Origin of the sequence: Mycobacterium sp. NAZ190054 (assembly GCF_001545925.1) — a bacterium.
In the GTDB taxonomy this organism is placed as follows: domain Bacteria; phylum Actinomycetota; class Actinomycetes; order Mycobacteriales; family Mycobacteriaceae; genus Mycobacterium.
On the sequence record NZ_LMVQ01000445.1, the window covers coordinates 1 to 23276 of the forward strand.

The 23276-nt window shown below is 59.1% G+C and carries 16 protein-coding genes and 1 pseudogene; 10 read left to right on the forward strand and 7 right to left on the reverse strand.

Features of this window, described 5'->3' with window-relative positions:
* Nucleotides 1–352 precede the first annotated feature (352 nt).
* From ASJ79_RS31515 to ASJ79_RS23680, 3 genes are all read left to right on the forward strand, one after another.
* Nucleotides 353–1804 carry a lipopolysaccharide biosynthesis protein gene (locus ASJ79_RS31515; protein ID WP_197420348.1) on the forward strand — a complete coding sequence of 484 codons (1452 nt, stop codon included), beginning with the start codon at nucleotides 353–355 and terminating at the stop codon, nucleotides 1802–1804.
* A 676-nt stretch (nucleotides 1805–2480) separates the two neighbouring features.
* On the forward strand, nucleotides 2481–3089 hold the full coding sequence (locus ASJ79_RS35240; protein WP_197420349.1) for a polysaccharide pyruvyl transferase family protein: 609 nt from the start codon (nucleotides 2481–2483) through the stop codon (nucleotides 3087–3089).
* A 570-nt stretch (nucleotides 3090–3659) separates the two neighbouring features.
* Entirely contained in the window at nucleotides 3660–4523 is an 864-nt protein-coding gene (locus tag ASJ79_RS23680) for a sulfotransferase family 2 domain-containing protein (protein ID WP_156448607.1), read from the forward strand.
* A gap of 140 nt (nucleotides 4524–4663) precedes the next feature.
* Here ASJ79_RS23680 and ASJ79_RS34425 read toward each other — a convergent pair whose 3' ends face one another.
* On the reverse strand, nucleotides 4664–4972 hold the full coding sequence (locus tag ASJ79_RS34425; protein WP_231751003.1) for a hypothetical protein: 309 nt from the start codon (nucleotides 4970–4972) through the stop codon (nucleotides 4664–4666).
* Between the two features lie 1088 nt (nucleotides 4973–6060).
* Between ASJ79_RS34425 and ASJ79_RS23695 the strand changes: the two genes are divergently transcribed.
* The 3 genes from ASJ79_RS23695 to ASJ79_RS31540 all read left to right on the forward strand — a co-directional run bounded on the left by ASJ79_RS23695 (nucleotide 6061) and on the right by ASJ79_RS31540 (nucleotide 10464).
* On the forward strand, nucleotides 6061–7842 hold the full coding sequence (locus ASJ79_RS23695; protein WP_197420350.1) for an SLC13 family permease: 1782 nt from the start codon (nucleotides 6061–6063) through the stop codon (nucleotides 7840–7842).
* 466 nt (nucleotides 7843–8308) lie between these two features.
* Nucleotides 8309–9442, forward strand: coding sequence for a polysaccharide pyruvyl transferase family protein (locus tag ASJ79_RS31535; protein ID WP_197420351.1), 1134 nt, complete (start codon nucleotides 8309–8311; stop codon nucleotides 9440–9442).
* Nucleotides 9439–10464, forward strand: coding sequence for a nitroreductase family protein (locus ASJ79_RS31540; RefSeq protein ID WP_082754026.1), 1026 nt, complete (start codon nucleotides 9439–9441; stop codon nucleotides 10462–10464). The genes ASJ79_RS31535 and ASJ79_RS31540 overlap by 4 nt, the downstream gene beginning before the upstream one ends.
* Before the next feature lie 56 nt (nucleotides 10465–10520).
* On the opposite strand, the gene ASJ79_RS23710 is transcribed toward ASJ79_RS31540, so the two are convergent.
* The 6 genes and pseudogenes from ASJ79_RS23710 to ASJ79_RS23725 form a co-directional block, all read right to left on the reverse strand.
* A complete protein-coding gene (locus ASJ79_RS23710) occupies nucleotides 10521–12563 on the reverse strand; it encodes a hypothetical protein (protein ID WP_231751004.1) in 2043 nt (680 codons plus the stop codon).
* 18 nt (nucleotides 12564–12581) lie between these two features.
* Nucleotides 12582–12857 (reverse strand): annotated as a pseudogene (locus ASJ79_RS35245) (glycosyl hydrolase family 28-related protein); the annotation flags it as partial.
* 294 nt (nucleotides 12858–13151) lie between these two features.
* The gene (locus ASJ79_RS23715) at nucleotides 13152–14135 is read right to left on the reverse strand and encodes a GDP-mannose--glycolipid 4-beta-D-mannosyltransferase (protein WP_156448608.1); all 984 of its coding nucleotides are present in this window, start codon (nucleotides 14133–14135) and stop codon (nucleotides 13152–13154) included.
* A 298-nt stretch (nucleotides 14136–14433) separates the two neighbouring features.
* Nucleotides 14434–15375: a glycosyltransferase family 2 protein gene (locus tag ASJ79_RS31545; protein ID WP_082754028.1), complete on the reverse strand. Its 942-nt coding sequence runs from the start codon at nucleotides 15373–15375 to the stop codon at nucleotides 14434–14436.
* Between the two features lie 154 nt (nucleotides 15376–15529).
* On the reverse strand, nucleotides 15530–16762 hold the full coding sequence (locus ASJ79_RS23720; RefSeq protein WP_067960708.1) for an O-antigen ligase: 1233 nt from the start codon (nucleotides 16760–16762) through the stop codon (nucleotides 15530–15532).
* Nucleotides 16763–17332: 570 nt separating this feature from the next.
* Nucleotides 17333–18661, reverse strand: a complete 1329-nt coding sequence (locus ASJ79_RS23725) for a UDP-glucose/GDP-mannose dehydrogenase family protein (protein ID WP_067960712.1) — start codon at nucleotides 18659–18661, stop codon at nucleotides 17333–17335.
* A gap of 381 nt (nucleotides 18662–19042) precedes the next feature.
* Here ASJ79_RS23725 and ASJ79_RS23730 point away from each other — a divergent pair, with 381 nt between their 5' ends.
* From ASJ79_RS23730 to ASJ79_RS23745, 4 genes are all read left to right on the forward strand, one after another.
* Nucleotides 19043–19579, forward strand: a complete 537-nt coding sequence (locus ASJ79_RS23730) for a low molecular weight phosphatase family protein (RefSeq protein WP_082754030.1) — start codon at nucleotides 19043–19045, stop codon at nucleotides 19577–19579.
* Nucleotides 19580–19837: 258 nt separating this feature from the next.
* Nucleotides 19838–21328, forward strand: a complete 1491-nt coding sequence (locus ASJ79_RS23735; RefSeq protein ID WP_067960719.1) for a sugar transferase — start codon at nucleotides 19838–19840, stop codon at nucleotides 21326–21328.
* Between the two features lie 793 nt (nucleotides 21329–22121).
* Nucleotides 22122–22640, forward strand: coding sequence for a PH domain-containing protein (locus ASJ79_RS23740; RefSeq protein ID WP_067960722.1), 519 nt, complete (start codon nucleotides 22122–22124; stop codon nucleotides 22638–22640).
* Between the two features lie 96 nt (nucleotides 22641–22736).
* Nucleotides 22737–23264, forward strand: a complete 528-nt coding sequence (locus ASJ79_RS23745; RefSeq protein WP_082754032.1) for a YdcF family protein — start codon at nucleotides 22737–22739, stop codon at nucleotides 23262–23264.
* Nucleotides 23265–23276 lie beyond the last annotated feature (12 nt).

Genomic DNA, 23276 nt, shown 5'->3' on the forward strand with positions numbered 1-23276 from the left:
TAAGGCACGATGGGCAGTGAGGTGGAAGCCCGCATTGAACGCGTTCGCGATCACCTTCAACGGCCGGATCACTCCGACTGGCAACTAACCGATGCCAAGTCAGATCCACCGTTTATCTGACAGTCCCAGTCTCTAGGCCTTCCCGTTTCGGAGGTCGAATGACTTTGCCTAGCTCTTCGTTTGGGCAGGAAGCGACCGAGCTAGCGACGGCTTAACCCAACTTCGCGAAGAGTCGCAACATCATGACGAGACAACGAGTTTCAACCCACGGGGACGGTCGCCGAGATCAGAATGGCGAGCGTACGGCGGCTGCCAGACGACGCCGTAGCTCGCTCACCGTTAGGCTATTTTGGTGAGCCTTGCAGATGTTGCGGCCCGTGGTGCGGCGAAGACCATTGGAGGCCAAGCCGTACGTATCACCATCCAGATAAGCGGTGTCGTAATCCTCAGCCGTCTGCTGGCCCCATCAGACTTTGGCCTAGTGGCCATGGTCACAGCCGTGGCGAACATTGCACTCGTTCTTGGCGATTTCGGCCTATCGGCGGCGACGATCCAGGCAAAGTCCATCACACACAGGCAACGTTCGAACCTGTTCTGGACGAACGTTGCCATCGGCGTTGTACTGACACTGACTGTCTTCTTGCTCAGTGGTCCACTCGCATCGTTCTACGATGAAGCGCAGGTTGCTCCCATCGCTCAAGCTCTGTCAGCAACCCTTCTGCTTAATGCCATTGGTAGTCAATTCCGTGCGCAGCTCGGCCGCGACCTGCGCTTCGGATGGCTTGCGATTACCGACATAGTTGCTCCCGCAATCGCCCTGGCAGTAGCGGTCGCAGCTGCGCTGGCCGGGTTTGGAGTTTGGTCGCTGGTTTTACAGCCCATCACGCTCGCAGCAGCGACACTCGCTGTTCTCGTCTGTTCGGCACGTTGGTTCCCAGGTTGGCCCGGACGGGCGCCAATGCGGGCACTTTACGCATTTGGCGCAGGCACTCTCGGAATCCGCCTCGCTACATACGTTTCAACGAATGTTGACAATATCATCGTCGGTCGATATTTCGGGGCCACCACCACGGGGTATTATTCGCGCGCTTACCAGCTCTTTCAACTTCCCTCGCAACAGATCGCAGGGCCGGCCGGGCGAGTGCTTTTCCCGATTCTTTCTATACTTCAAGACGATCACCCACGGTTTGAGGCCTATGTTCTCCGGGCACAACTTCTCTTCGCATATGCTGTGGGCGGGATCTTTTTTGCCCTTGCAGCAGGTGCAGATCCGATAGTTGACATTGCCCTCGGACCGGGATGGGACCCAGCGAAACCGGTGTTTCTTGCCCTTGCGTTAGGTGGAATCTTCCAAGCGCTTACATACAATTACATGTTCGTTTTCCAGACCAAAGGGCTTGTAGGCTATCAACTGCGATTCTCGCTGGTGGGGCGCAGCATCATGGTCGCACTGCTTTTTGCTGGAATCCCATTCGGGATAGTCGGCATTGCGTGTGCTTCCGCCGCCGGACAAGCTCTTATGTGGGCCCTGTACACGTTCATCGCTGCTCCCCGCGCGGGACTTAGCAGGCGTAAGCTCGTGAAAATACCGGTCGCCGCGTATTCCATGTACGCGGTAGCCACCGCCGCTGGCCTCGTGGTAAGCCGGATTTCGGACTCTCTCGTGGCGCCGGCGCAACTCGTGCTAATACTTGCGACGTTCGTGGCTGTTGCAGCCGGCGCCATCATTCTCGTTCCACGGCTCCGCCAGGAATTGCGGATCGTGCGCTCGACTCTTGCGCGCGCGGTGCGATCTAAGGCCTAGCCGTTTTCGCTGAATATTCTGTATTGGGGGATGAAGACAGGCGAAAACGCTGCCACAAGTTACCGGACTTCCCAACGGTTCAGAGCCCACCGGAGCATTCGAAGTATTGTTCTGTCTTATGCAGCGGTCCCGGTGCCAAATACTGCGCCCTACTCGATCCACCAGTCACCGTGACTTGTCGTGCCGTACCGTCAAAGGAAGTTTCTATGCCCATTGGCACACGATTGCGAACGCCACGACCGCGCGTGGGTCGCCGGCGATGAGCCTGGGCGCTCTCTGCGACTGAGCATTCGGCAAGCCGATCCTGCACAAGGTTCGACCGGACCCCTAGGATAGCTGGACTACCGCCGACGACGTGTTGGTCACCGCATTCTTTACCGACCCGCCACCTGGAGTCGCCCACACAGATTGCAGTTCGTGCTGGTCGCCGCAACTATGTAAAGTCTCCATAGGTCTTTGGTTTTCCGCCGATCGGGAGGGTCGAGTAGTGCCGGTTGAGGTTGTACATTTCAACCCAATGCGCAGACGCCCGGGACTATCTGGACGCCTAAGACCTCGAAGGCCACTGACCAACTTCGGTGACCTTATTGGGCCCATGCTAGTTGCTCAAATCGTTTCAGAGCTCGGCCTTCGCGAGCCAGCCGAGAATCGACGTCTCGTCACCGTGGGATCGATTATGGCGAAGACCAAACCGGGCGATGTCATTTGGGGTACAGGCGTCAATGGGAAGAATATGGATACAGGTGCCGCACCGCATCTAGATGTCCGGGCAGTTCGGGGTCCGCGAACGCGAGAGATGCTGATGTCGGTGGGCTCTTTGGTCCCTCCAGTGTACGGAGACCCAGCGTTATTATGGTCGCGTTATTGGCCACGAGAATATTACCTTTCAAGTAGCCCGAGCGTTCACCTCCGACCACTGACAATAGTGCCGAACTACAATGATGCAGGCACTATGGACGGTCCCGAGGTAGTGAGTCCCCTAGGCGTTCCACACGATGTAATCCGCCAAATCGCCGCAAGCGAGTTCGTATGCGGTTCCTCCCTGCACGCAATTGTGCTCGCAGAGTCTTTCGGCATTCCGGCTCGTTTGGTGCGATCCAAAGTTGAACCGCCGCTCAAATACGATGATTACTATATGGGCACCGGCCGCGAGACGTATTCTGTGGCTGAATGCGTGGAGGAAGCTGTCGCGATGGGTGGAGAGCGTCCCCCCTCCTTCGACATAGAAGCTCTGCGCTCGTCCTTCCCCGCCGACTTATATATCAACTCACCTCAAGCGCGATAACCGTCGACCGCTAACTACCGAATAAAGCCTCAGCCCTGTGCAGAGACTCCGATAGTACGGCGACACTGCGCTGTTCCACGCCTAGGCGATCCCTAGGAGAAGGTCTGGCCCGCTTATCGGCGGAATCCAGGCACGACATGCTTCAGCCTCGCCCACCTCAGGCAATGCTGCTATTCTCTCCGTGTCGAGTTCAGGGCGGGAGAGACCGACGCCGATTGGGGTAGGCACGTAACGAGCGGCGAAAACACAATTCACACCGGGGGAGGTAAGCGCTGAGCATTCCAGTGCCACCTTTATGATGACATCGAAAATCCGGGTGGTGGCACGGTTTTCAAATCTTCTTGCGTCGTGCAATAAAATCTGCCATCGCAGTCCAACTGCGAGCCCCATGCGGCCGACCACCGTAGGTTAACAACGTTGTACCGCTGCCGCCGAGGACGATTTTGGTGCTCTCGCTCGAATATTCCACCACCCAGTTAGGATTCACGCTAACGCTTTTGCATCGGCAGACAGCACATCAAACACCGAAATTTCGTTCGAAGGCTGGAAACTTTGTATAGAAAACCCCTTTTGAAGGCAGCTATTAGCAATATCGGTGGTCCGAAGCCCACTCGTTCGACGGGGATCATGTACTCTGATATGCATAAACTAATCTACTGCCCGATTCCCAAGAACGCGACGTCTTATCTAAGATCAGTACTTCTCCGAAACGATCCGAACACCCAAGACTTCGATCCTGTTGCCGAAACTGCCCTCGAGTACTTAACTCGTAAGAAGTTTCCTGCAGAAGTAGCTACGCGGGAAGGAACCCTTCGGGAACGCCGCCTTCTCAGAAGTGGTGATTATACGAAAATTGTTGCGCTACGAGATCCAGCCAAGCGCCTTGTGAGTTGCTTTCTGGACAAATTCGCCAAGGCAAACACGCGAGACGAAGCGCAGATTGAACGGTTCTGCCAGGATGCTTCGTCCGTGCTGGGAAAGCGGATCACGAAGGACGATCTCAGCTTCGCGAGTTTTGCCGGCTACGTGTTTAAGGTGCCTGACTGGAGAAGCGACAGGCACTACCGTTCACAGGCCTCCTATCTTCGGAATATTCGGTTTGATCACTATTTCGATGTCAGTGAGATGACTGATCTATTAGCCTTTTTAACGAACCGAGGCCTGAACGTTACCCTGCCAAAGACTCGGAATCCGAGCGTGGATAAGAAGACGCCATATTCCGATGAGGACTACGACTACACCATGAAACCCGCGAAGTTCCTCACACTCGGCGAGCTTAGAACTATGCCGGCATTTCCGCGTTATGATGCGTTTTTCGACGACGAATTGACTGGCGGTTTCGAGCAACGATATCAAGGAGATATCGACTTGTTCTGCTCGATGAAAAATGTCAACAGGGCCGACTACTTGAAACAACTGCGTGAACAGCAGTGAGCTTCCTTCCACCTGGCAAGATAGGCTCGGACGGGATGTGGCACGAACTTTATTCATACAGCCGCGCCGACCCGAGCAGTTCAGCACTAGTCAAAAACCGCCGGGAACCTGGCCCCATGTAGTGGACGCGAGACCGTTTATTAGACGGTTTCCAACGGAACATCGGGTCGAAAACCGGAAGACTTCGCCGCCGTAGGCCGCAGCATCGGGATCTGGGTACTATTCGTGGCCACGAATAGTACCCGCGCCGTGTTCGTCGTGGCGATCAGGAACTGTGGGACCGACGGTCGCCACCACCCGCGGGAGCCGGCCGCTTTGCGGCGGGCGGCCAGCATGGAGCGGGGCCGGCCAGCGGTAGCGGCGATCGCCCGGGGGTGCGACAACCGCAGCCCACGCATCAACGCTTCGACGTCGGTGGGCAATGGCGGCGCGGTAGTGGTGGTGGTCATGCGATTCCTGCCTCCCCCGTCGATGACGCTGCGGCCAAACAAGTCCATCCACTCGTGCCTTGCGCCAAGGAGGTGTCTTCGTCGGCGCCACGACGTACAAGGTCCAAGTCCCTGGCGGCCAGCATGGAGCCAAGGTCACCGGTGGCGAACCGGCCGTGCACGGCCGCATGTCCGAGTGCCCAGTCGAGATCAGCGCGGCCGACCAACGCGGACAGTTCGACGGCGTGGGCCATTTTCTGCAGGGTCCGTTCCGTCCCGACGGCAGCGGCTTCTTGAGCCACACCGCATCCGGCCCCAGCGACAGAAAGGTCTGCTCGGAGGCGGTGCGGACCCCGCACGCGGTAGTCCACGGGAACCCTGTCACGGTGGTCGGGGAAATGAGCATCGTCGATGGCAGGGCTACCGGGGTGGCACGCTGGTGCCGCGCCACCCCGATCGGACGGCTGTCATCGAGAGCGCAGATGACCACCTCGTCGGTCCCGCGGTGATGGCGGATCCACACCGTCTGACCCAATAGTGTTGCCGGCAGCGAGTATTGACAGTGTTCGAAAGTGACCATCGGGGGTGTTGTCGGAAACCCGGCGGGAAACGACCATACCGTCGGCGAAACTATGGCGGTTTGGACGCGTTGGTCTCCGGTCTCCGTTTCGAAATGCGATGTCGAGACACTTGACATCGAGCGCAGCGCCGCTTGAATTGCGTCCGGTTATCGAAAGTGACTGTCGGGAAGCATGTTTTGGCATGCACCGGCGGTCAGCCCCGGTCCAGCGTAGGACAGGGGCCTAGATTGACCGAGTGGGATGCCTGCAGCTTCTTGTGCGTTCACCGGCCGGCTCCGGACAAGTTGGTGCATGGCAATCCTTGATTCTGCAGCCGGCACGCAGGTTTCTCCGAAGCCCGCGGCAGCGAGGATTGATTGGCCGGGAATGTGCAAGGTGCCGTGTGGCGCACGCAGCTCCCGATGCTTCAGCGAGCCGGTGGCTTCAACCGATCGTCGTTACGCTTTCGCCGCTACGGTATCAAGGCACGCATACGTTGGTTGGCGCAAAACGCGTGCACGTCCACGGCGGGACTGGATAGGGGGAAGTGTGACGACGGACGCGTGGATTACGCTTTGTGTGGTCATCGCTACTGTCGGATTTCTTATAGCGGACCGGTTCCGTCCCACCCTTGTAATGGGTGGAGCCGTTCTGACGCTGTACTTCCTGGGCATCATTGATAACGATCAGCTACTGGCGGGCGTCGCCAATGAATCCCTCGCGATCGTCGCCGCTCTTTATGTACTGGCCGGTGCCGCTGACATCACCGGAGCCTTCGAGGGTGCGACGTCGAGACTCCTCGGCGGAGCCACCCGAAGTCGACCTCGGCGCGAGTTGCTTCGCGTGTGCGGCCCGTCTGCCGCTGTATCGGCATTTATAGCCAATACGCCCCTAGTCGCGATGCTGGCGCCCCGAATCGTCCGTTGGTGCAGACGCACGGGCCGTTCACCGTCGCTGTATCTGATGCCGCTGAGCTATGCGGTGATCCTTGGTGGATCAATGACAATGATTGGTACATCAGTCAACCTTTTCGTCAACGACCTTATCGATAAAGCTGGACTGGGCCGACTTAGTATCTTCTCGATTCTCGGGATAGGGCTTCCGCTCACCATCGGCTGCATTCTGCTTATGGTCATGCTCGGTCCGCATCTGCTAAAGGAACGCGCGACGCCAGGCGAGATCCTCGCCGAGTCGGAACGTGAGTTCACGGTGGAGATGACGATTACTGCTGACAGCACCCTCGTCGGCGCCACAGTCGCTGAAGCAGGTTTACGCAATCTTGATGGCGTGTTTCTAGTCGAGGTCGAACGCGCAGGCAGGCTGATTTCCGCGGTTAGTCCCGACGAGGCATTGGCCGCTGGAGATCGGCTCGTTTTCGTCGGGAACCTTGCCAGGGTGTTGGACTTGCAAAGGATGTCGGGTCTGGTGTCCGCTGAAGCCCGTCACTTCGACGATCTCGCGCGCAATCCGCAGCGCCAATTCGTGGAAGCTGTAATTGGATCAGGGTCCCCACTCGTCGGATCGAGCCTAAAAGCTTCGGGATTTCGCCGACGCTACGGCTCTGCTGTTGTCGCCATTCACCGAGCTAGTGAGAAGCTCGACGGCAAACTTGGCGATGTTCGACTACGAGCGGGCGATGTTCTCCTAGTGCTCGCAGGGCCTGACTTCCGTCAGCGCTATCGCGAGCATCGTGATTTCGCGGTCGTGTCGCCACTCAATCAAGATAGGCCGATAAGGCGCGAACACGCCAAGACTGTCGAGTTGACGATCGCTGCGTTGATAGTACTAGCCGGTACCGGACTGTTAGATTTGTTACAGGCGTCGCTCCTCATCGCTTTCGGGCTGATAGTCGCACGAATTGTCACACTTCAAGACGCTCGCCGATTCGTTGACGCCAATGTACTGCTGTTGATGGCAGCCAGTTTTGGTCTTGGCATTGCTGTTGAGCAAAGCGGCCTCGCCTCGTTTTTGGCGAATATGGTCGTTAAGTCAGCCGCACCCCTCGGAGATTACGGATTGCTGGCCGCGGTCCTGGCGGCCACTATGATCGTTACCGAGGTTGTTTCCAATACTGCGGCAGCAGCGCTAATGTTTCCAATCGCCATCTCAATCGCCGAACTGGGTGGGGTAAACGCTATGCCTTTCGCGGTGGTCGTCATTTTCGGCGCCAGTCTTTCCTTCCTAACCCCTATCGGCTACCAGACCAACACTATGGTATGGGCAATGGGCGGTTATCGATACCTTGACTTCGCGCGCTTAGGTGCTGTACTTACGCTGTTTGTTATGGTCGCGACGCCATTATTGGTGCCGGTGTTTTTTCCGTTCCACTGAAACTCGAGCGTCGGCATCATTCGGGAAGCGGTAGACGACGCGACGTAAGAACGCGCCCGAGACAAGTCGGCCGCGGTGAGTGTTTTTGGGCACGGTGATCGCTCCATAGGTGAGGTCAGCGCCCCTCCGGAGGAGGCGGTAGCATCGGATAATTATCCTTGCCTGGGGATGTCGATTGACGCGAAGCGAAATGTGGATCTCCTGCCCATGATGTCGGACAAGAATCAACACCGAACAAGGGCAATTTCTTCTGAAGAACCACGATTAGGTCCCGCTCGGCACATATCCGGGGAGGTGTGTCAACGGCATATCGCTCATGGCGGTGGTGCATCGGGGCCGTTGCGCCGGTAGCCTACGTTTCGGCGGTGCGATGCTGCTCAGCATTGTGGGCGGGTGGTTTCCTAGCCCGACTGCGAGGCGCCTGTACATCTGGCGAGGGGGATTCTTTGTGAAAAGCGTTGGGATCATGTCGATGCAGCGGATCCACAATTATGGCTCGACATTGCAGGCGTACAGCCTTCGGCGATTGATCGAGGAGGTAGTGCCCGGCACGCAGGTGTCGTTTCGGGATTACCGGAAGGGCAGCGTGCTAGTCCACGACGCCAGCGCACCATCGTCGAAGTTCGGTCGAGTGATCTCAAAACTCCGTGAGTACAACGCGGTTGACGCCCCGCTCAGGGACAGGCTGCGCTTCTTCGATCACAAGCGTTCCTATGCGCGGCGGTACTTCCCCGCCGTGGGAATAGAGCCCACGCCAAATTACGATCTAAACCTTGACTGTCAAGTTATTGGCAGCGACGAAGTGTTCAATTGCGTCCAATCCAACACTAATGTAGGATACTCCCGCGATCTCTTCGGTCATGGCACACCGGCACGTCGGTTGATTTCTTACGCTGCGTCCTTTGGTAACACGACATACGCAAAGATCTGTTCCGCCGGTATTGAGGCCAATATCAGTGCCGACTTAGCTCGATTTGATGCATTGTCTGTGCGTGATCGCAACTCCCGGGAAATCATTAACAGGCTAATCGGTCTCGAAGCGCAAATACACGTAGACCCTGCACTCGCATACGATTTGGTAAATGACAAACACGTGCCGTCTGGCCGACTGCATGCGGATCCTTACATTATCGTATACGGATATTCCGGGCGGTTAGCATCCGACGAGAATGCGGCTCTACGAGATTTCGCTCGCCGGGCCGGTGCGAAAATTCTGACGTTTGGGGGGGTCCAGGAATGCGGGGACGCGTTTGTAGAGTGCAGCCCGTTCGAATTGCTAGCTTACTTCCGCGACGCGCTTGCCATCGTCACTGACACTTTTCACGGCACGATCTTCTCTATCATTAATCATCGTCCATTTGGAACCATTATCCGGACCAGCACTGCGGGTAGTTATGGTAACGAAGAGAAGCTGAGTTATCTGCTCGAATCCTTCGGCTTAGCCTCGCGGCGAATCACCAGTGCTCAAATGATTGATGACTTGCTATTAACACCAGTCGATGACACCGCAATTGATGCGTTGCTTTTGACCGAGCGCAGGAGGTCGAAAAAGTACCTCGCCGAGAATGTTATCGCAACGACCAACCAGGAACTGCCGTGAAAACCAACACGACTAAGCCGAAACAGCAGATCAAAAAGATGCTGCAAAAGGTTCGATTGAGATATCTTGCCCATAAAGATATTGCCCGCTTCTCCCGAACAGCATCTTTTTCGGTGTTCGACACCAATTACGAGCAGGTTGTATCCCGAATCATGTACAACGTCCACGCTATAGAAAAAGGCCTTTCACGCACCGCGGACTTTCGGCCTGGGTTTGGCCGCAAAGCGCTGTCTGACCTCAATGATGCACTGGTTGTATATCGGACTGCCGGACACTCACTCGAAGGATTTGCGTACGAGCAAGGACTGTCCATTCTTCAGCGATACCGCGAGTTTCATTCGAAGCATGATCACGATGTGTCGTTCCTTGCAGAGATTGTGAGTGATGAGTTTCTTGATGCAAACGTTGACAAAGGCGCTGCAGGAACCAAAGTTGTTAGGCGCGCAGACAAGGAACGCAACCACGAGAAGAATTTCTACGAGCTTGCACTTGGCCGCAGCAGCGTGCGCCAGTTTTCCGGCCGCGCAATCGACCACTCGAAGGTGATGGCGGCACTCCGTGCTGCAGAGAAGACGCCGTCGGTGTGTAACCGCCAAGGTTGGCGTGTCTACTGGGTTGACGATAAGGCGCTCGCAGCCCAAGTGCTGCAGCATCAGAGGGGTTTTGGTCAGCGGCAGATGCCCGAAGTCCTTCTCACCATCACCGTGTCGAACAACACATTCCTCAGTCCGGTGGAGAGAAACGAGGCGTTCGTTGACGGCGGTCTTTTCTCGATGTCGGTGCTGTACGGACTCGAGTTCGAAGGGCTCGCTGCGGTGCCCTTGAATGCGATGATGTATTACAAGGATCAATGCGCGGTACGAAAGTTGCTGGCGATTGATGATTCGGAGATGATCACGATGTTCATCGCCGTGGGAGATTGTCCCGACGAGACGGTAGTCCCGACTTCAGATCGAAAGCCTGCGTCATCCTTCGTGCGCCGACGCGGCAGTGTGCGGGTCGACGATTACTCGCCTCGTTAGTTTGAGCGGGTTTTCAACTGCACGTTAGTAGTTCGTACCGCCGGTCAGTTTGGAGGTCATCGAACGATCGTCGCTTTGAACGTGCCGGTGGCCGGATCCAGCGCCCCTGCGGTGTAGTTGTGCGCCCGTACCGTAACCGTGTTCGCCTCTGAAACCCACGCCGAGTACATGATTCCTCCGGTGATCGCTGCTACCGGAACCCCTAATGCGACAGGCTCACCCAGCGATGCCCCAGGGACGGTAATGCTCATGTCGGCGAAGGACTGCGCCGCTACCGACCCGAAACTGAGCGATGCCGTACCGGTCAGCGTTGGTGCCCGAAGCTGTTGCCATACAGCCCCGTCCCAGAACCAGGTCGCTGAATCGCCGGGGCGGAGAACGGCTTTGGTGCTGTCGAAGTTGTTCGTCAGATAACGGGTCTCACCATGCCCGATGATGACGTTCTTCGCGCTACCTTTGGCGGCGTTGGCCACGATGAGCTGCTGGCCCCTGTACGCGCCCGGGGATAGCTTCGCCAACGTCCGGTCCACGCCCCCTAGTGAGCCGCACCGCAGCCACACAACAGGTTGTTTAGCTTGCGCAAGAAGCGGGGGGAGGGAGGTCGCTTCAATACCGGAGCCGGAAGCGAAGTTGTACGCTCGCGAATGCCCGGTGGCGATCGCCAAGTAGTCAACGGTGGAACCGGCGGCGCCGCCACCAGAAATGAAGTTGGTGATGTTGTAGTCGACCTTGACGTTCTCTAGATCCCAACACGTGGTGCTTAACCCGTTGCCGAAGTACAGGATCCGAGATGAGAGTTCAGAGCCGTACCGCCAGTAGAGGTCTCGGCCCTTGATGGAAGACGCTACGCCTGTGTTGGTGACGGCGACCAGGTTCTCCCCAGAGGTGTTGTTGCGGTAATCCAACTCCACCGACGTGAGGGTTAGGTCTGCGTTGTTGGTGACGATTGCGACCGTTCCGGAAGCTAGGGCCATAGGTGCGACCGCCGTCAGGTTGTCCACCCGCACGGTTTGGTTCTTCACGTTGAGGATGGTTCCGGTCGCACCGTCTATATGAACGTTTCGTACCACCGAGGGAACAGTGTCCCGTAACCCATGGTCCGCACTCAGTGAGCTGTCGTTCACCACGATGTCGATCTGCCCTATGGCGGCATCGTACGGTCGTGGGTGGCGGATCGTCAGCCCGTCGATGACATGACCGTGGGAATCGCTGCGGCCGCCGCCGTTGTAGCCGTCCTCGTCGTAGATGCTCACACCGCGGGTGCAGCAGATTGCTTCTCCGTCCGAAATCCGGTTCTCGACACCGCGTAGGCCGAACGCTGCGTGACATTCGTATGCACCGCAATCATTGAAACGGATGCCCATCGCCGTCGAATGGGTGTTCCACGCCGATGACGCTGTGTGGTGCGCGCGGCCTGTCACGCTGTGCCCGAAAGGGCGACCGTACCGATAGACATCAGGGTCGCCGGGAGAGATGCGCTCAGAATCGTCGGTGTAGGCGTGACGCACGTGGCCGGCGTTGATGTCGAACGAACCGAAAGCGCTTGACTTGTCCAAAAGCCCGTACCCCAGTTTGAGGCCGGCCGCGTCGTTGGGTGCTTTGTCGACAACGACTTTCACGGTCGGCGCATAGCAGGATTGTGTACAGCACGCGATGCTGCCCAACGATCCGAACGTCATCTCGATTTGTGGTGCGTACAGCGACCGGAACAGTGCAGCATGTCCGCCGTAGTTCTCGGGATCGTTCGACTCGATCCGCAAGCCGGCCACCCTGGCAGTGTGCTTGACCATCCGAGCCGCCCGCACGTTCGTCACCATGGGATCTATAGGACGCCCTTGCACGGTGATCTCATCACCGCGGGCCGCGAACACCATGAAAAACTGGCCGACGCGATCTTTAACCCCGGTGTTTGGGCGGGCGCCGGGGATCACATCATCGGCGATCACCTTTACGATGTCGCCAGCTTCCCAACCTGGGGCACTAGCGAGGGTGAACGTGGTGCCGTTAATCCCTTTACTCGAGTCGTCGTCAAACTGTACGTCGGCGTCGAACGTTGAGACGGCATAGAGGGTTTCCCACTCACCCTCGATTCGCAGCACGCCCCCCGCAGCGCCTTGAAGGAACGTCGCACCGTCAGCGCTGACGCTTATCGACTTTCCAACAGAGGTAAGTGTCGACATGACCAGGTACCGGCCGGGTCGAACAAATATCGTGCCTCCGTCCGCAACGGCGTCAAAAGCCATCTGTAATGCGGCTGTGGTATCTGTAACGCCATCTCCGACTGCACCATGGTCGACATTCGCATCCACATAGTGGCGACCGGTTACTGCCGCCCAAGGCCGGCGGTCCACCAACGACCTCTGTTCCGTCGTATCCCTCGACTTCTCCGTCACAGCTACGACACGGTGGTCTCAGCCAGCGACCTGATAGGCGCGGGATTCGTGGTGTGCTGTAACCGCTGCCGGGGCAACTGCCATGGCAGCGATCTCACCACCATCGCGGAGGAACTGCTCGAAAGCTGTACGTGCAGTCGTGGCCAAGGTCGCACTCGTCCCCGGCTTCGTTCGTGGCCGGCGCTCTCGATTGGAAATTGCCGCGACGGCTTCGAGAGATACGCACAGGTTGCAGCCGACGGCCATAATTTCATTGCGAACGTCGAGCCTCGATCCGATTCCGGCAGGTGCCGCTCATAGCGCATCTGACGCGGCTGTGCGGAAGACCTCCGCATAAGACGAGGCGATCGTTGGCCAGTCACGCCCTATGAAGCGCGGGCTTGCACCCAGTGGTAGCTCACGAACTCGGGCCAAAGCGGATTCGATCTCTGTCCCGGAGATATCGCTATCCGTCATATGTATCCATTGCGCACCGACTTCCTCAGCGAGGCGTTCCATGACACACGACCGAGGCGTGAGGATGGGACGGTCGAGTGAAAGTGCAAGCATCGCCACGCCCGAATTGCCGTTACCTGCATTCTGATACGGAAGAACGATCAGTTCTGCGCGAAGGATCTCGCGGACCAGCTCTCTGTCAGGGACCATGCGCAGATCCACGCTCACCTGGGCCCCACGCCGCGCCGGCTTCGCAAGCTCAGACTCGACCTCTACGCGCATCGCTGGAGTCGGATGCCCCACTATCCGAATCTCCACTCCTGGCGCCGTAATGTCTTCGGCGGCGCGGATGAGTTCAACCACACCCTTGTACGGCCTGATCTTGCCGAACAACAGCACGCGACCGGGCACCTTAGGCTCTCGGGGCAGACGGTCAAAGGGTTCACGGTAGTCGCCGTGAGGAATCTGAACGGTTCGACCTTGCCATGCGACAGGTGTGCAGTCGTTCATGACTACGTGCGTCCGCGTGAGCTGGTCAAGACGTCCGAGAAGGCGGGACTCGGAGTCGTCGCCTGAGTCGTGCGGCTGGATGTTGTGTACGGTCCGGACCACGGGGATTCGCTTCAGGGTAAGGCGAAAGAGAAACACCCGATAGAAGATTCGACGGACAAAGGCAGCAGAGCGATATCGATGACGCATGAGATATTCGGGCCAGTGCACATGAAAGACATCAAACTGGCCGAATAGCGCTGTCCGCCAAGAGAAAAATCTGAACTCGACGTCGTCGGGTGCGTGCGCGACGATCGAATCTATAAAGTTGACATCCGGGCCAGGCGCGGGCACTGACTCGAGGACGCGAAGGCGACGTGTAGACAGGGTTCCACCTCCAAACCTGACCACGCGGTTCACATTAGCTCCAGAGGGATCCCTGTGCCCGCACTGGCGGGGGGTGCACCAGATTGAGCCAGTTCGACCAACCGCCACGCCTCAACGGCACGCGCGCCGATACGGTGACCGGCCGATCGCTCCGCGTCCGCGAGCAACTTTACTTCGCAGCGAAGCCGATGGCCTGTGCATCTCCCGGTGGGCGGCGTGGATAGCCCTGCTGCTACCTGAGTACCGACGCCGATAGTTGTCACGCTTAGGACATCCTTCGCCCGCGCAGCCTCACGACAAGGTTGGCTACGGCCTGATAGAAGCGGTACGGCAGCATCACCTGCGCTGCAACGATAAAACCTTGTCGCCAGGGAAAAACCCGCCGTACGGCAGCCTGCATATAGAGCCACATCGCGTACGGTCGGTTTGAAGATGACGCCACTCGCGCACATGGCCATCCACGCCCGGCCCAGTAGGCTCGCTCGGATATCTCGCCTGCTGCTCGCATTCGATCAAAGTACTCAAGGACTGGTGCGTAGTTGGCATCTCGCGATACACGCGAATACCCGACTTTGTCTTCGAGAACGATTAGTGGCTCGTTTATGAAAACGACTGGTGCTCCAGTGTTCGCCACTCGGATTGCGAAGTCGCTGTCTTGGAACCAGGGCAGCGATTCGTCGAACCGGACCTGCCGCGCAATAGACGCAGATACCACAATAGTGGAGGTGCGGATCGTTCCCGGTGTGCACAGAATATATTCGTCAACCGGTTCGGAAGGCCTGGGGCCCCGAAGCGGCCGTATCCATTTTTTCTCGAGTCCACGCTCAACAACCATCTGGGAGTATAGGAGTATATCTCCGTGTAAATCCTGCAGTAATTCACTGCATCGTTCGAGCTTGTGCGGCAAAAATTGGTCGTCCGAGTCGAGAAGTGCGATGTAGGCTCCGCGTGCGACATCAAAGCCATGATTGCGGGCGCTGCTAGCGCCGCCATTGTTTTGGCGGACATACCGAAAACGTTCGTCCCCTAGCGCCGCCACGGCGGCGGATAGTTGGTCGCCGTCCAGCGAGCCGTCATCCACCACGAGGCATTCGAAGTCCTTGAAAGTCTGTTCCTGCACCGAGCTAAGCGTTGGGCCAATTACCTCTGAGCGGTTGTACGTAGGTATAACAATGGAAAAGAACGGAGTTTCGTTGGAGTTGCTCATGCGATAGTAACCCCCCTTGCCGGTTCGCAACTCTAGCCGCGCGCACGAATGGTTCGGGCGTCATTTCCAGATTTCTCGTGGCGCTGCCCACTGCATTATTTTTCGGCTTACACTATGTCCAATCTGACTCGAAAAACCAGACGCGGTTCCCTGGTTAATTGTAAAGCACAGGTTGTTGGCTGGCTCCTTCAGTCGTTGCCCGTTCCGGGGGTTGGCTGGCCCGATACTGAGACAACGCCACGACCGCACCAATGAGGGGCCACAGGACGGGAGCGAGTCCTCGAACGGTGAACACGGGCGCCGTGAAGGCCGCAATGACCGCAAGGACATAAAGCGTCGTAACAGGACGAACCAGGTCGCTCAATTCTCCACGAACACCACGAAGTAGTAGAACCAGAGTTGCAGCTAAGAGTGCGAAAAAGGGTGCCGATACAACAATTCCACCCGACATCAGGGTTGCGAACCATTGCGACTCGGGCGACAGCCACTCGATTGACCAGGGGTAGATTCGGCCAGGGTCATTCAATTGGTAGACGCCAAGTCCCCATCCCAGCCAAGGCCTTTCGGAGATCGCGGGCAGCGTCTCCGTTGTCCAGATTTGGATCCGGTAGAGGATGGTGCTTGGTACAAGCTCACCTAGGAAACCTTCTGCCCGCAGGGCAGAGTTGCCATACTGTGATTCCCAACGCGCTTGGAGAGGTTCAAGGAAGACAATAGTTAGGACAGCCATCGCAGTAATGGCACCGAGCATCGTGCCGAATCGGATACCAGTGATGTTCAATCCGACCAATACGATAAGAGCGGCGGAAATGATAACGGAAATAGTTAGTGTGGAGAGTGCGCCAGCCAGGCCGGCCAACATGGCAATGACAAGAAATCTTCTGGAGGTAACCCGAGTACCCGTATGATGTAATGCCCACAGCACCATGACGGCCGCGAGGGAACCGCTCAAGTAGAAACCGAGCCCAGTCCAATGACCGACGAACGCGCTGCCGCGAATGAGCCCACCAGAGATTGCCCGGCGCTCAAGCCCTTCGGCGCTGGTGACTCCTAGCACAAATTGAGTGACTGGTCCTACCGAAAGCACCTGAAGGACGGCCACGAGTGCATTCGGGAACATTGGAACGACGAAGCCTTTGAGGAAGACCGCGAGGTCGTCACGACTGTGGACCACCAGGCGTGCCGCTGCATACCCAGCGAGATAAAAAATGTCGCCCGCGGCCCGAATCAGGTCGGGCGAGTAATTCAGTTCGGGCCCCGTAATCGCCTCAACAGTAACGCTGACCACAATACTTAGGACAAACAGCACATCCAATGTGGTCAGCCGGTATGTGCTTAATTGCTTTGCGCCCCCGCCTGCGACGGCGACGAGGAACGCGACTGCCACTAGCAAATGCCAGGGACGAATTCCCCCGATCCCTTCGACGCCGTGCAAGGCTGCCGACAATCCCAGTAGTAAGCCGACGAATAGCGCGACACGGGGTGGGGTTTCGGCCGCGCGCTCGCCGTCCAGACGAGCAGCGTGCCCTGCGGAAACCTGCCCCGAAAGGGTCCGATATGACATCGACGCTAACTATTTCACCAGGACACGAAGAAGTCCACCCAGCGGAGTAACGATAGGCCTTGTGCCTGGATCGGATCCAATCTGCGGGCATGCCAGCCCTATCCTCTGTGACACGAAGGGCATCTGATCGCAACCGGCATTCAGGCTTAGTGGTGGTGATCAGCCGGGGATACTGATCCTTATGACCAATTGTCGCGAAATTGTTCTGCGCGGCGGGCTAGTCCACGACCTTCGATTGATCCAGGCGCACAACCCTGACCGAAAGACACACTGCGCCTGGCAAAGCAACCACGGAGACGCAGGACAACTCAACGAGCTCCTGAAATTTGAAGCCGGTCCACACCGCCATCCTGAGCGCGGCCAACCGCCACCCAGCCGCGCGAGATGCCGAGGCTAGGGCCTGCCTAAAGCACGGTAGGTCCAACCGTTGCTCCGCCAGAGCTCGGGGTCGAGGCAATTCCTACCATCGATCAGGCTGCGTTGACGGACCCACTTAGCTAGTTCTTCGGGCCTGAGGGATACGAACTGCTTCCATTCGGTAAGGATTAATACGACGTCGGCACCGGTGCAGGCTGATGCGACGTCAGGCGCGTATTGAAGTGTCGGAAAGAGCTGGCGTGCGTTCTGCATGGCCTCTGGGTCGTATACGCTAACCGCGGCGCCTTGTAATTGGATCTGTCCAGCGATATTCAGCGCCGGTGAGTCGCGAACGTCGTCAGAATCGGGCTTGAAGGCGGCGCCAAGCACCGCTACACGCGCACCAATGAATGATCCGCCGGCAGCTTCTCGGGCTAGCTCCACCATCTTGTTGCGTCGACGCATGTTGATACTGTCGACTTCGCGCAGCAGCGCGAATGCCTGACCCGCGCCGAGTTCACCCGCCATCGCGATGAATGCACGGATGTCTTTGGGTAAGCAGCCGCCACCAAACCCGATGCCTGCGTTCAAGAATCGACGGCCGATCCGAGCGTCGTGTCCGATCGCGTCGGCAAGAACCGATACGTCTGCGCCGGTAGCTTCGCACACCTCAGCGATGGCGTTGATAAATGAGATCTTTGTTGCGAGAAAGGCGTTGGCCGATGTCTTGACCAGTTCCGACGTTGCGAGATCGGTGACCAAGAACGGAACTCCTGCCTCGAGTTGCGTGGCGTACACCTCTCGGGCTGTCGCCTCAGCGATGCCCGGCCGCGTGCGGTCGACACCGAGAACGATTCGATCCGGGTGGAGAGTGTCCGCTACTGCGAAGCCTTCCCGCAAGAACTCTGGATTCCAGGCCAGTTCGACTTTGTCGCCTGCCGGAGCAAGTTCCCGCGCTCGGGCGCCCAATCTTGCCGCAGTGCCAGCGGGGACTGTCGACTTCCCAAGTATCACCGCGGGTTTCGCTAAAAGGGGCGCCAACGATTCAATGACGGAATCTACGTGGCGCAAGTCGGCAGCGAGTTCGCCCTGCTTCTGGGGTGTACCTACCGCAATAAAATGGACGTCGGCGAACTCGGCCGCCTCTAGATATGAGGTGGTAAAGCGCAGTCGGCCGGAGGCGATGTTCCGTTGCAGAACTTCCGGCAAGCCGGGTTCAAAGAAGGGGAGTTCCCCGGCGCTCAGCTTGGCGAGCTTGCCCGCATCTATATCGACGCCGAGCACATCGTGACCGAGCTCGGCCATGCAGGCGGCGTGCGTCGCACCAAGGTATCCCGTTCCAAACACGGCAATCTGGCGGCTCATGTGGTTCCCTCCCGACGTCCCCGGAAGGCATCGTAGCCGTCGGCGAGCTAAACGTCCGCGTTGGATGTTGCGTTGTTCCGCTCGATGTAATCGCTCCAGTGGCGACTGACGCTGCAAACACGGACTTCGAGTCGTGGCCCGGTCCTGGAAACCTAAGCGTCCTAGTTCAAGGGAAGATTGTGCGCAAGGAGCCGGACAATATCTACCCAGTCTCGCTCTTCTGTGGGGCTTCTCGTGGCTAGTGCCGCATTTCGCTGTGTTCGTCCGCCGCCTTGATGCACCAACTAAAAACAATAGGTAGGTACGTGGGGAGAACGCCGGCGAGATCATCTATGGTTCGTCGCAAACCAGTCGTCGGGTAAACCAATCTAGGAGCTAGTCCTGCACGTCCTCTTCGTATGTACGGGCAACATTTGCCGTTCGCCGATTGCCGAGCGCCTGGCCATGGAGTATGCGATCCGGACGGAGGTGCCTGATTTCGTGGCATCCAGCGCTGGGACGCGGGCTGTGATTAATGGCGCTATCCACCACGAGGCTGCCGCTGTGCTCGAGCGCTTGGGCGGCCGTGCTTCAAGTTTTGCGGCGCGCCAGTTCTCTCCGAGGATTGCGAAAGACGCAGACTTGATCCTCACTATGACGCGAGAACACCGTGACAGAGTGCTGGAGCTGGCGCCAGGCAAGCTCAGTCGCACCTTCACGCTGGCAGAGTCGTCCGCGCTTGTCACGGAGTTGGATGCGCGCTCGGTGATCGACCTGGCAGGGCTTAGGCCGCATCTCAGCTCATGGGGCGGACGCCTAGATATTCGAGACCCCATTGGGCAAGACGCCGACGTGTTCGCCGATGTGGGCGCTCGGATCGCCGAACTTTTGCCCCCGGTCATGGAGCTTTGCCGCCGGTCGGCAAGTGACGGCTTGTAACCTCGCGGCCGCTGGCCCGAGTGGGCCGCAAAGGTATCTGGATATGAGAGATGCGCGTTAGCAGGGGAATCGACAGCGCTTCCGCAGTTCATCAAACAACGGGCTCGCGCGCTGTGCTACTGAGTGAATTGTTTGTATGCACGTGGCCGGACCGTGACGTCTTTGTAAATTGCTGAGCGAACACCGTTATCGCCTTGAGATGTTGGCGCTGCCTGGGATAAAGTTCCAGCGCAAGGGGGAGATTATGTGGGGGGATAGATGACGGCGGTCAATGATCAGCTGGTTGCTCCAGCAAACATCGTACCGATACCGGGCAAGATTCCGACGTGGCAACAAGGGTATGCACTGCGGCTTGTGGCGATCGACGTCATCGGCGTGGTACTCGCCGTCGGCCTGGCTCAGTGGCTGCGTTTCGGGGGTCTCACCGAATCGATGGCGTCGTACCGATACATCGACTACACCGTCGTGTCCGTCGGCATCGCTGTCCTCTGGATGCTGGCTCTGTCCATCAACCGCTCGCGCTCGCCGCGGGTGATCGGGTCCGGAGCCGAGGAGTATCGCCGAGTCTGGCTCGCCACACTGTCCGTGTTCGGTGGGGTCGCCATCGTCTCGATGTTGTTCAAACTCGAGATCGCCCGCGGATATCTCGTGATCGCCCTACCCGCTGGCCTGTTGTTCCTGGCGCTGGGGCGCTGGGCTGCCCGGCGGGCCGTCATCCGGGCTCGCCTGAAGAGCGGCAGTTGCATCACCCGCGTGCTGGTGGTGGGGAGTCCGTCGGCTGTCCGTGACCTCACCAAGTCTCTTGCGCGCGAGCCGGGTTCCGAGTACCAGGTGGTCGGCGCCTGTATCCCCGGGCCTATGCATCGTTCCAAGGTCGAGATTCCCGGCGTCGGAGCGGTGCCGACATACGGTGACGAATCCGATGTCGTCGACGCGGTCCGCATCACCGGCAGCCACGCCGTCGCGGTCACCGCGACCGAGCGCCTCGACGGCCGCGGCATCCGTGACCTGTCGTGGGAACTTGAGAAGCTCGACATCGATCTGCTGGTCTCGCCCGGCGTCGTCGACGTCGCCGGCCCACGACTGCAGATGCGTCCGGTCGCCGGCCTGCCGCTGATCCACGTCGAGAAGCCGCAATACAACGGCGCCAAGCGTTTTCAGAAGCGCTTCTTCGACATCGTGTTCTCCGGCACCGTCCTGCTGCTGGGTCTTCCGATCCTGCTGGCCGTCGCCCTCGCGGTGAAGCTGACCAGCCGGGGGCCGGTGTTCTACCGCCAGGAGCGCATCGGTCTCGACGGCAAGCCGTTCGAGATGATCAAGTTCCGCACCATGGTTCACGGCGCCGACAAGATGGTCGACAAGCTCGCCGCCCTCAACGAAAGCGAAGGCGGAGTCCTGTTCAAGATCCGCCAGGACCCGCGCGTCACGCCGGTCGGGCGCATCCTGCGGAAGTACAGCATCGATGAGCTGCCGCAGTTCATCAACGTGCTGAAGCGCGACATGAGCGTGGTGGGCCCGCGCCCGCCGCTGGCCCGTGAGGTCCAGTCCTACGACGAGCACGCGATGAAGCGCCTCCTGGTCCGCCCCGGCATCACCGGGCTGTGGCAGGTCAGTGGTCGCTCCGACCTCTCGTGGGAGGACTCGGTCCGCCTCGACCTGTTCTACGTCGAGAACTGGTCGATGATCTCCGACCTGCTGATCGCGATCAAGACGGTCAAGGCCATGCTCAGCTCCTCGGGCGCGTACTGACGGTTCAGCACCTCCCGGCACACCCGCCGCCGGCGCGAGTTGCTTGAACTACCAGGTGTTTCCGCTCTCGCGGTGTGCTTCAGGCGAATTTCGGTTACCGATTTCTACCGCTGCAGACATGCCCAGGCAGCCGCGATGACGACCGGGAGCCCGTTGAATTTCGGGCCGGACCCACCCGGGCTCACCGGCGCACTGGAGTTGGTGCACAGGGGAGTAACGCCGCGCATCTTCGAAGCCTCGGCTCACATCGGCGGTCTGGCCCAGGCCCCGGCGATGCTGGTCGGTGCGCACTACGTCCGGTACCCGCTGCTAGGGCCAGAGCCGTTGCGGCAGACGGGATATCGCTGCGGCATGCGCGGCCTGACCAGCCTGATGTGGACGCGGTTGCGCCCAACCTGCCGCTCAACGACCGTCCCTCGGAAAACTTCCGGCAGTGGGGCGTCGGCGAGTTCTGGCGCCATTACGCCTGCGCAGCGTCGCGCGGTGTTTCGGCGAGAACGTCGACCCCTGGTAAGTCAACACCGACACCGGCTATCACGAGAGCGGGCTGCTGCAGAAGTAGCGGATGCCGGTTCAGCGGCGGAACAGTCCGGCCAGCCAACTGCTGATCGACGGCCGGAAACGGGGGCAGTCACACAACCCGCAGTCCGATCCGGCCCGGAAGTGCTCGTGAGCTTCGCGCTCATGACCACACCTGCAATTCACGCCTGAGAACTTACGCTGAGGTCGGCCGATCCCGTTGTCACCGCGCAGAACTGCAGACGACTTTCCCGATCCCCAGTACAGTGCTGCCGTGGGTTATCCGGAGAACGTGCTGGCCAAGGACGAACACGTCGTCTTACACCGCCACCCGCACTGGGGGCGGTTGACCATCCCGGCGCTCATCCTGATCGTCTCGTCGGCGGCGGCCGCGTTCCTGGCCGGCTACGTCAACACCCTCGACTGGGAGCAGACCGCCAAGACCATCGTCTTCGGTGTGATCGCGGCGATCTGGTTGATCCTCGTCGGCTGGTTGTCGATCTGGCCGTTCCTGAACTGGTGGACCACCCATTTCGTCATCACCGACCGTCGCGTGATGTACCGCCATGGCCTGCTCACCCGCTCCGGTATCGACATCCCGCTGGCCCGGATCAACAGCGTCGAATTCCGGCACGGGCTCATCGACCGCATCTTCCGCACCGGCACGCTGATCATCGAATCCGCCGCGCAGGACCCGCTGGAGTTCCAGGACATTCCGGGCGTCGAACGCGTGCATTCGCTGCTGTACCACGAGGTTTTCGACACCCTCGGCAGCGAGGAGTCGCCGAGCTGACCTGCGCGCGGGCCCGTGCTGCCTTAGCGTGAAGAAGGTGTTCTGCGGTCGGTGGTGGCGGTGATCCGGCGCCGCCGCCTCCTGATTCCCGCGTCGATGGCGGCGCTGGTGCTTCTGCTGTTCGTCAACGGAGCCAGCGGCACGCTGTTGTTCGCGCACGCGCGTGCGGATCCGCTGGCCCGCGCCGACGCGATCGTCGTGCTCGGCGGGGAACACGACGGCCGGGAGAACTACGGGCTGGACCTCGCGGCTCAGGGGTATGCGCCGACCGTGCTGCTGTCGAACCCGTACCACGCCGAAGACAAGGTGATGAGGAAGGCCTGCCGGCCGCGCAGCGACATCCGGGTGATCTGCCGGGCCCCGGAGCCGTCCACCACCCTCGGCGAGGCGATGATGGCCCGACAACTGGCCGACGCGCACGGCTGGCAGCGCGTCATCGTCGTCAGCTGGCGCTACCACCTGCCGCGGGCCCGCCGCATCTTCGAGCAGTGCTTCACGTCCCCGACGCGCAGCGTGATCATGCGCGACGTGCCCCGCGACTACCCGTTCTCGGTGGCGCAGTGGCAGTACACCTACCTCTACCAGTACGGCGGATGGGTGAAAGCCGAAGTGCTCGGCTGCTGAGGTGTACGACGC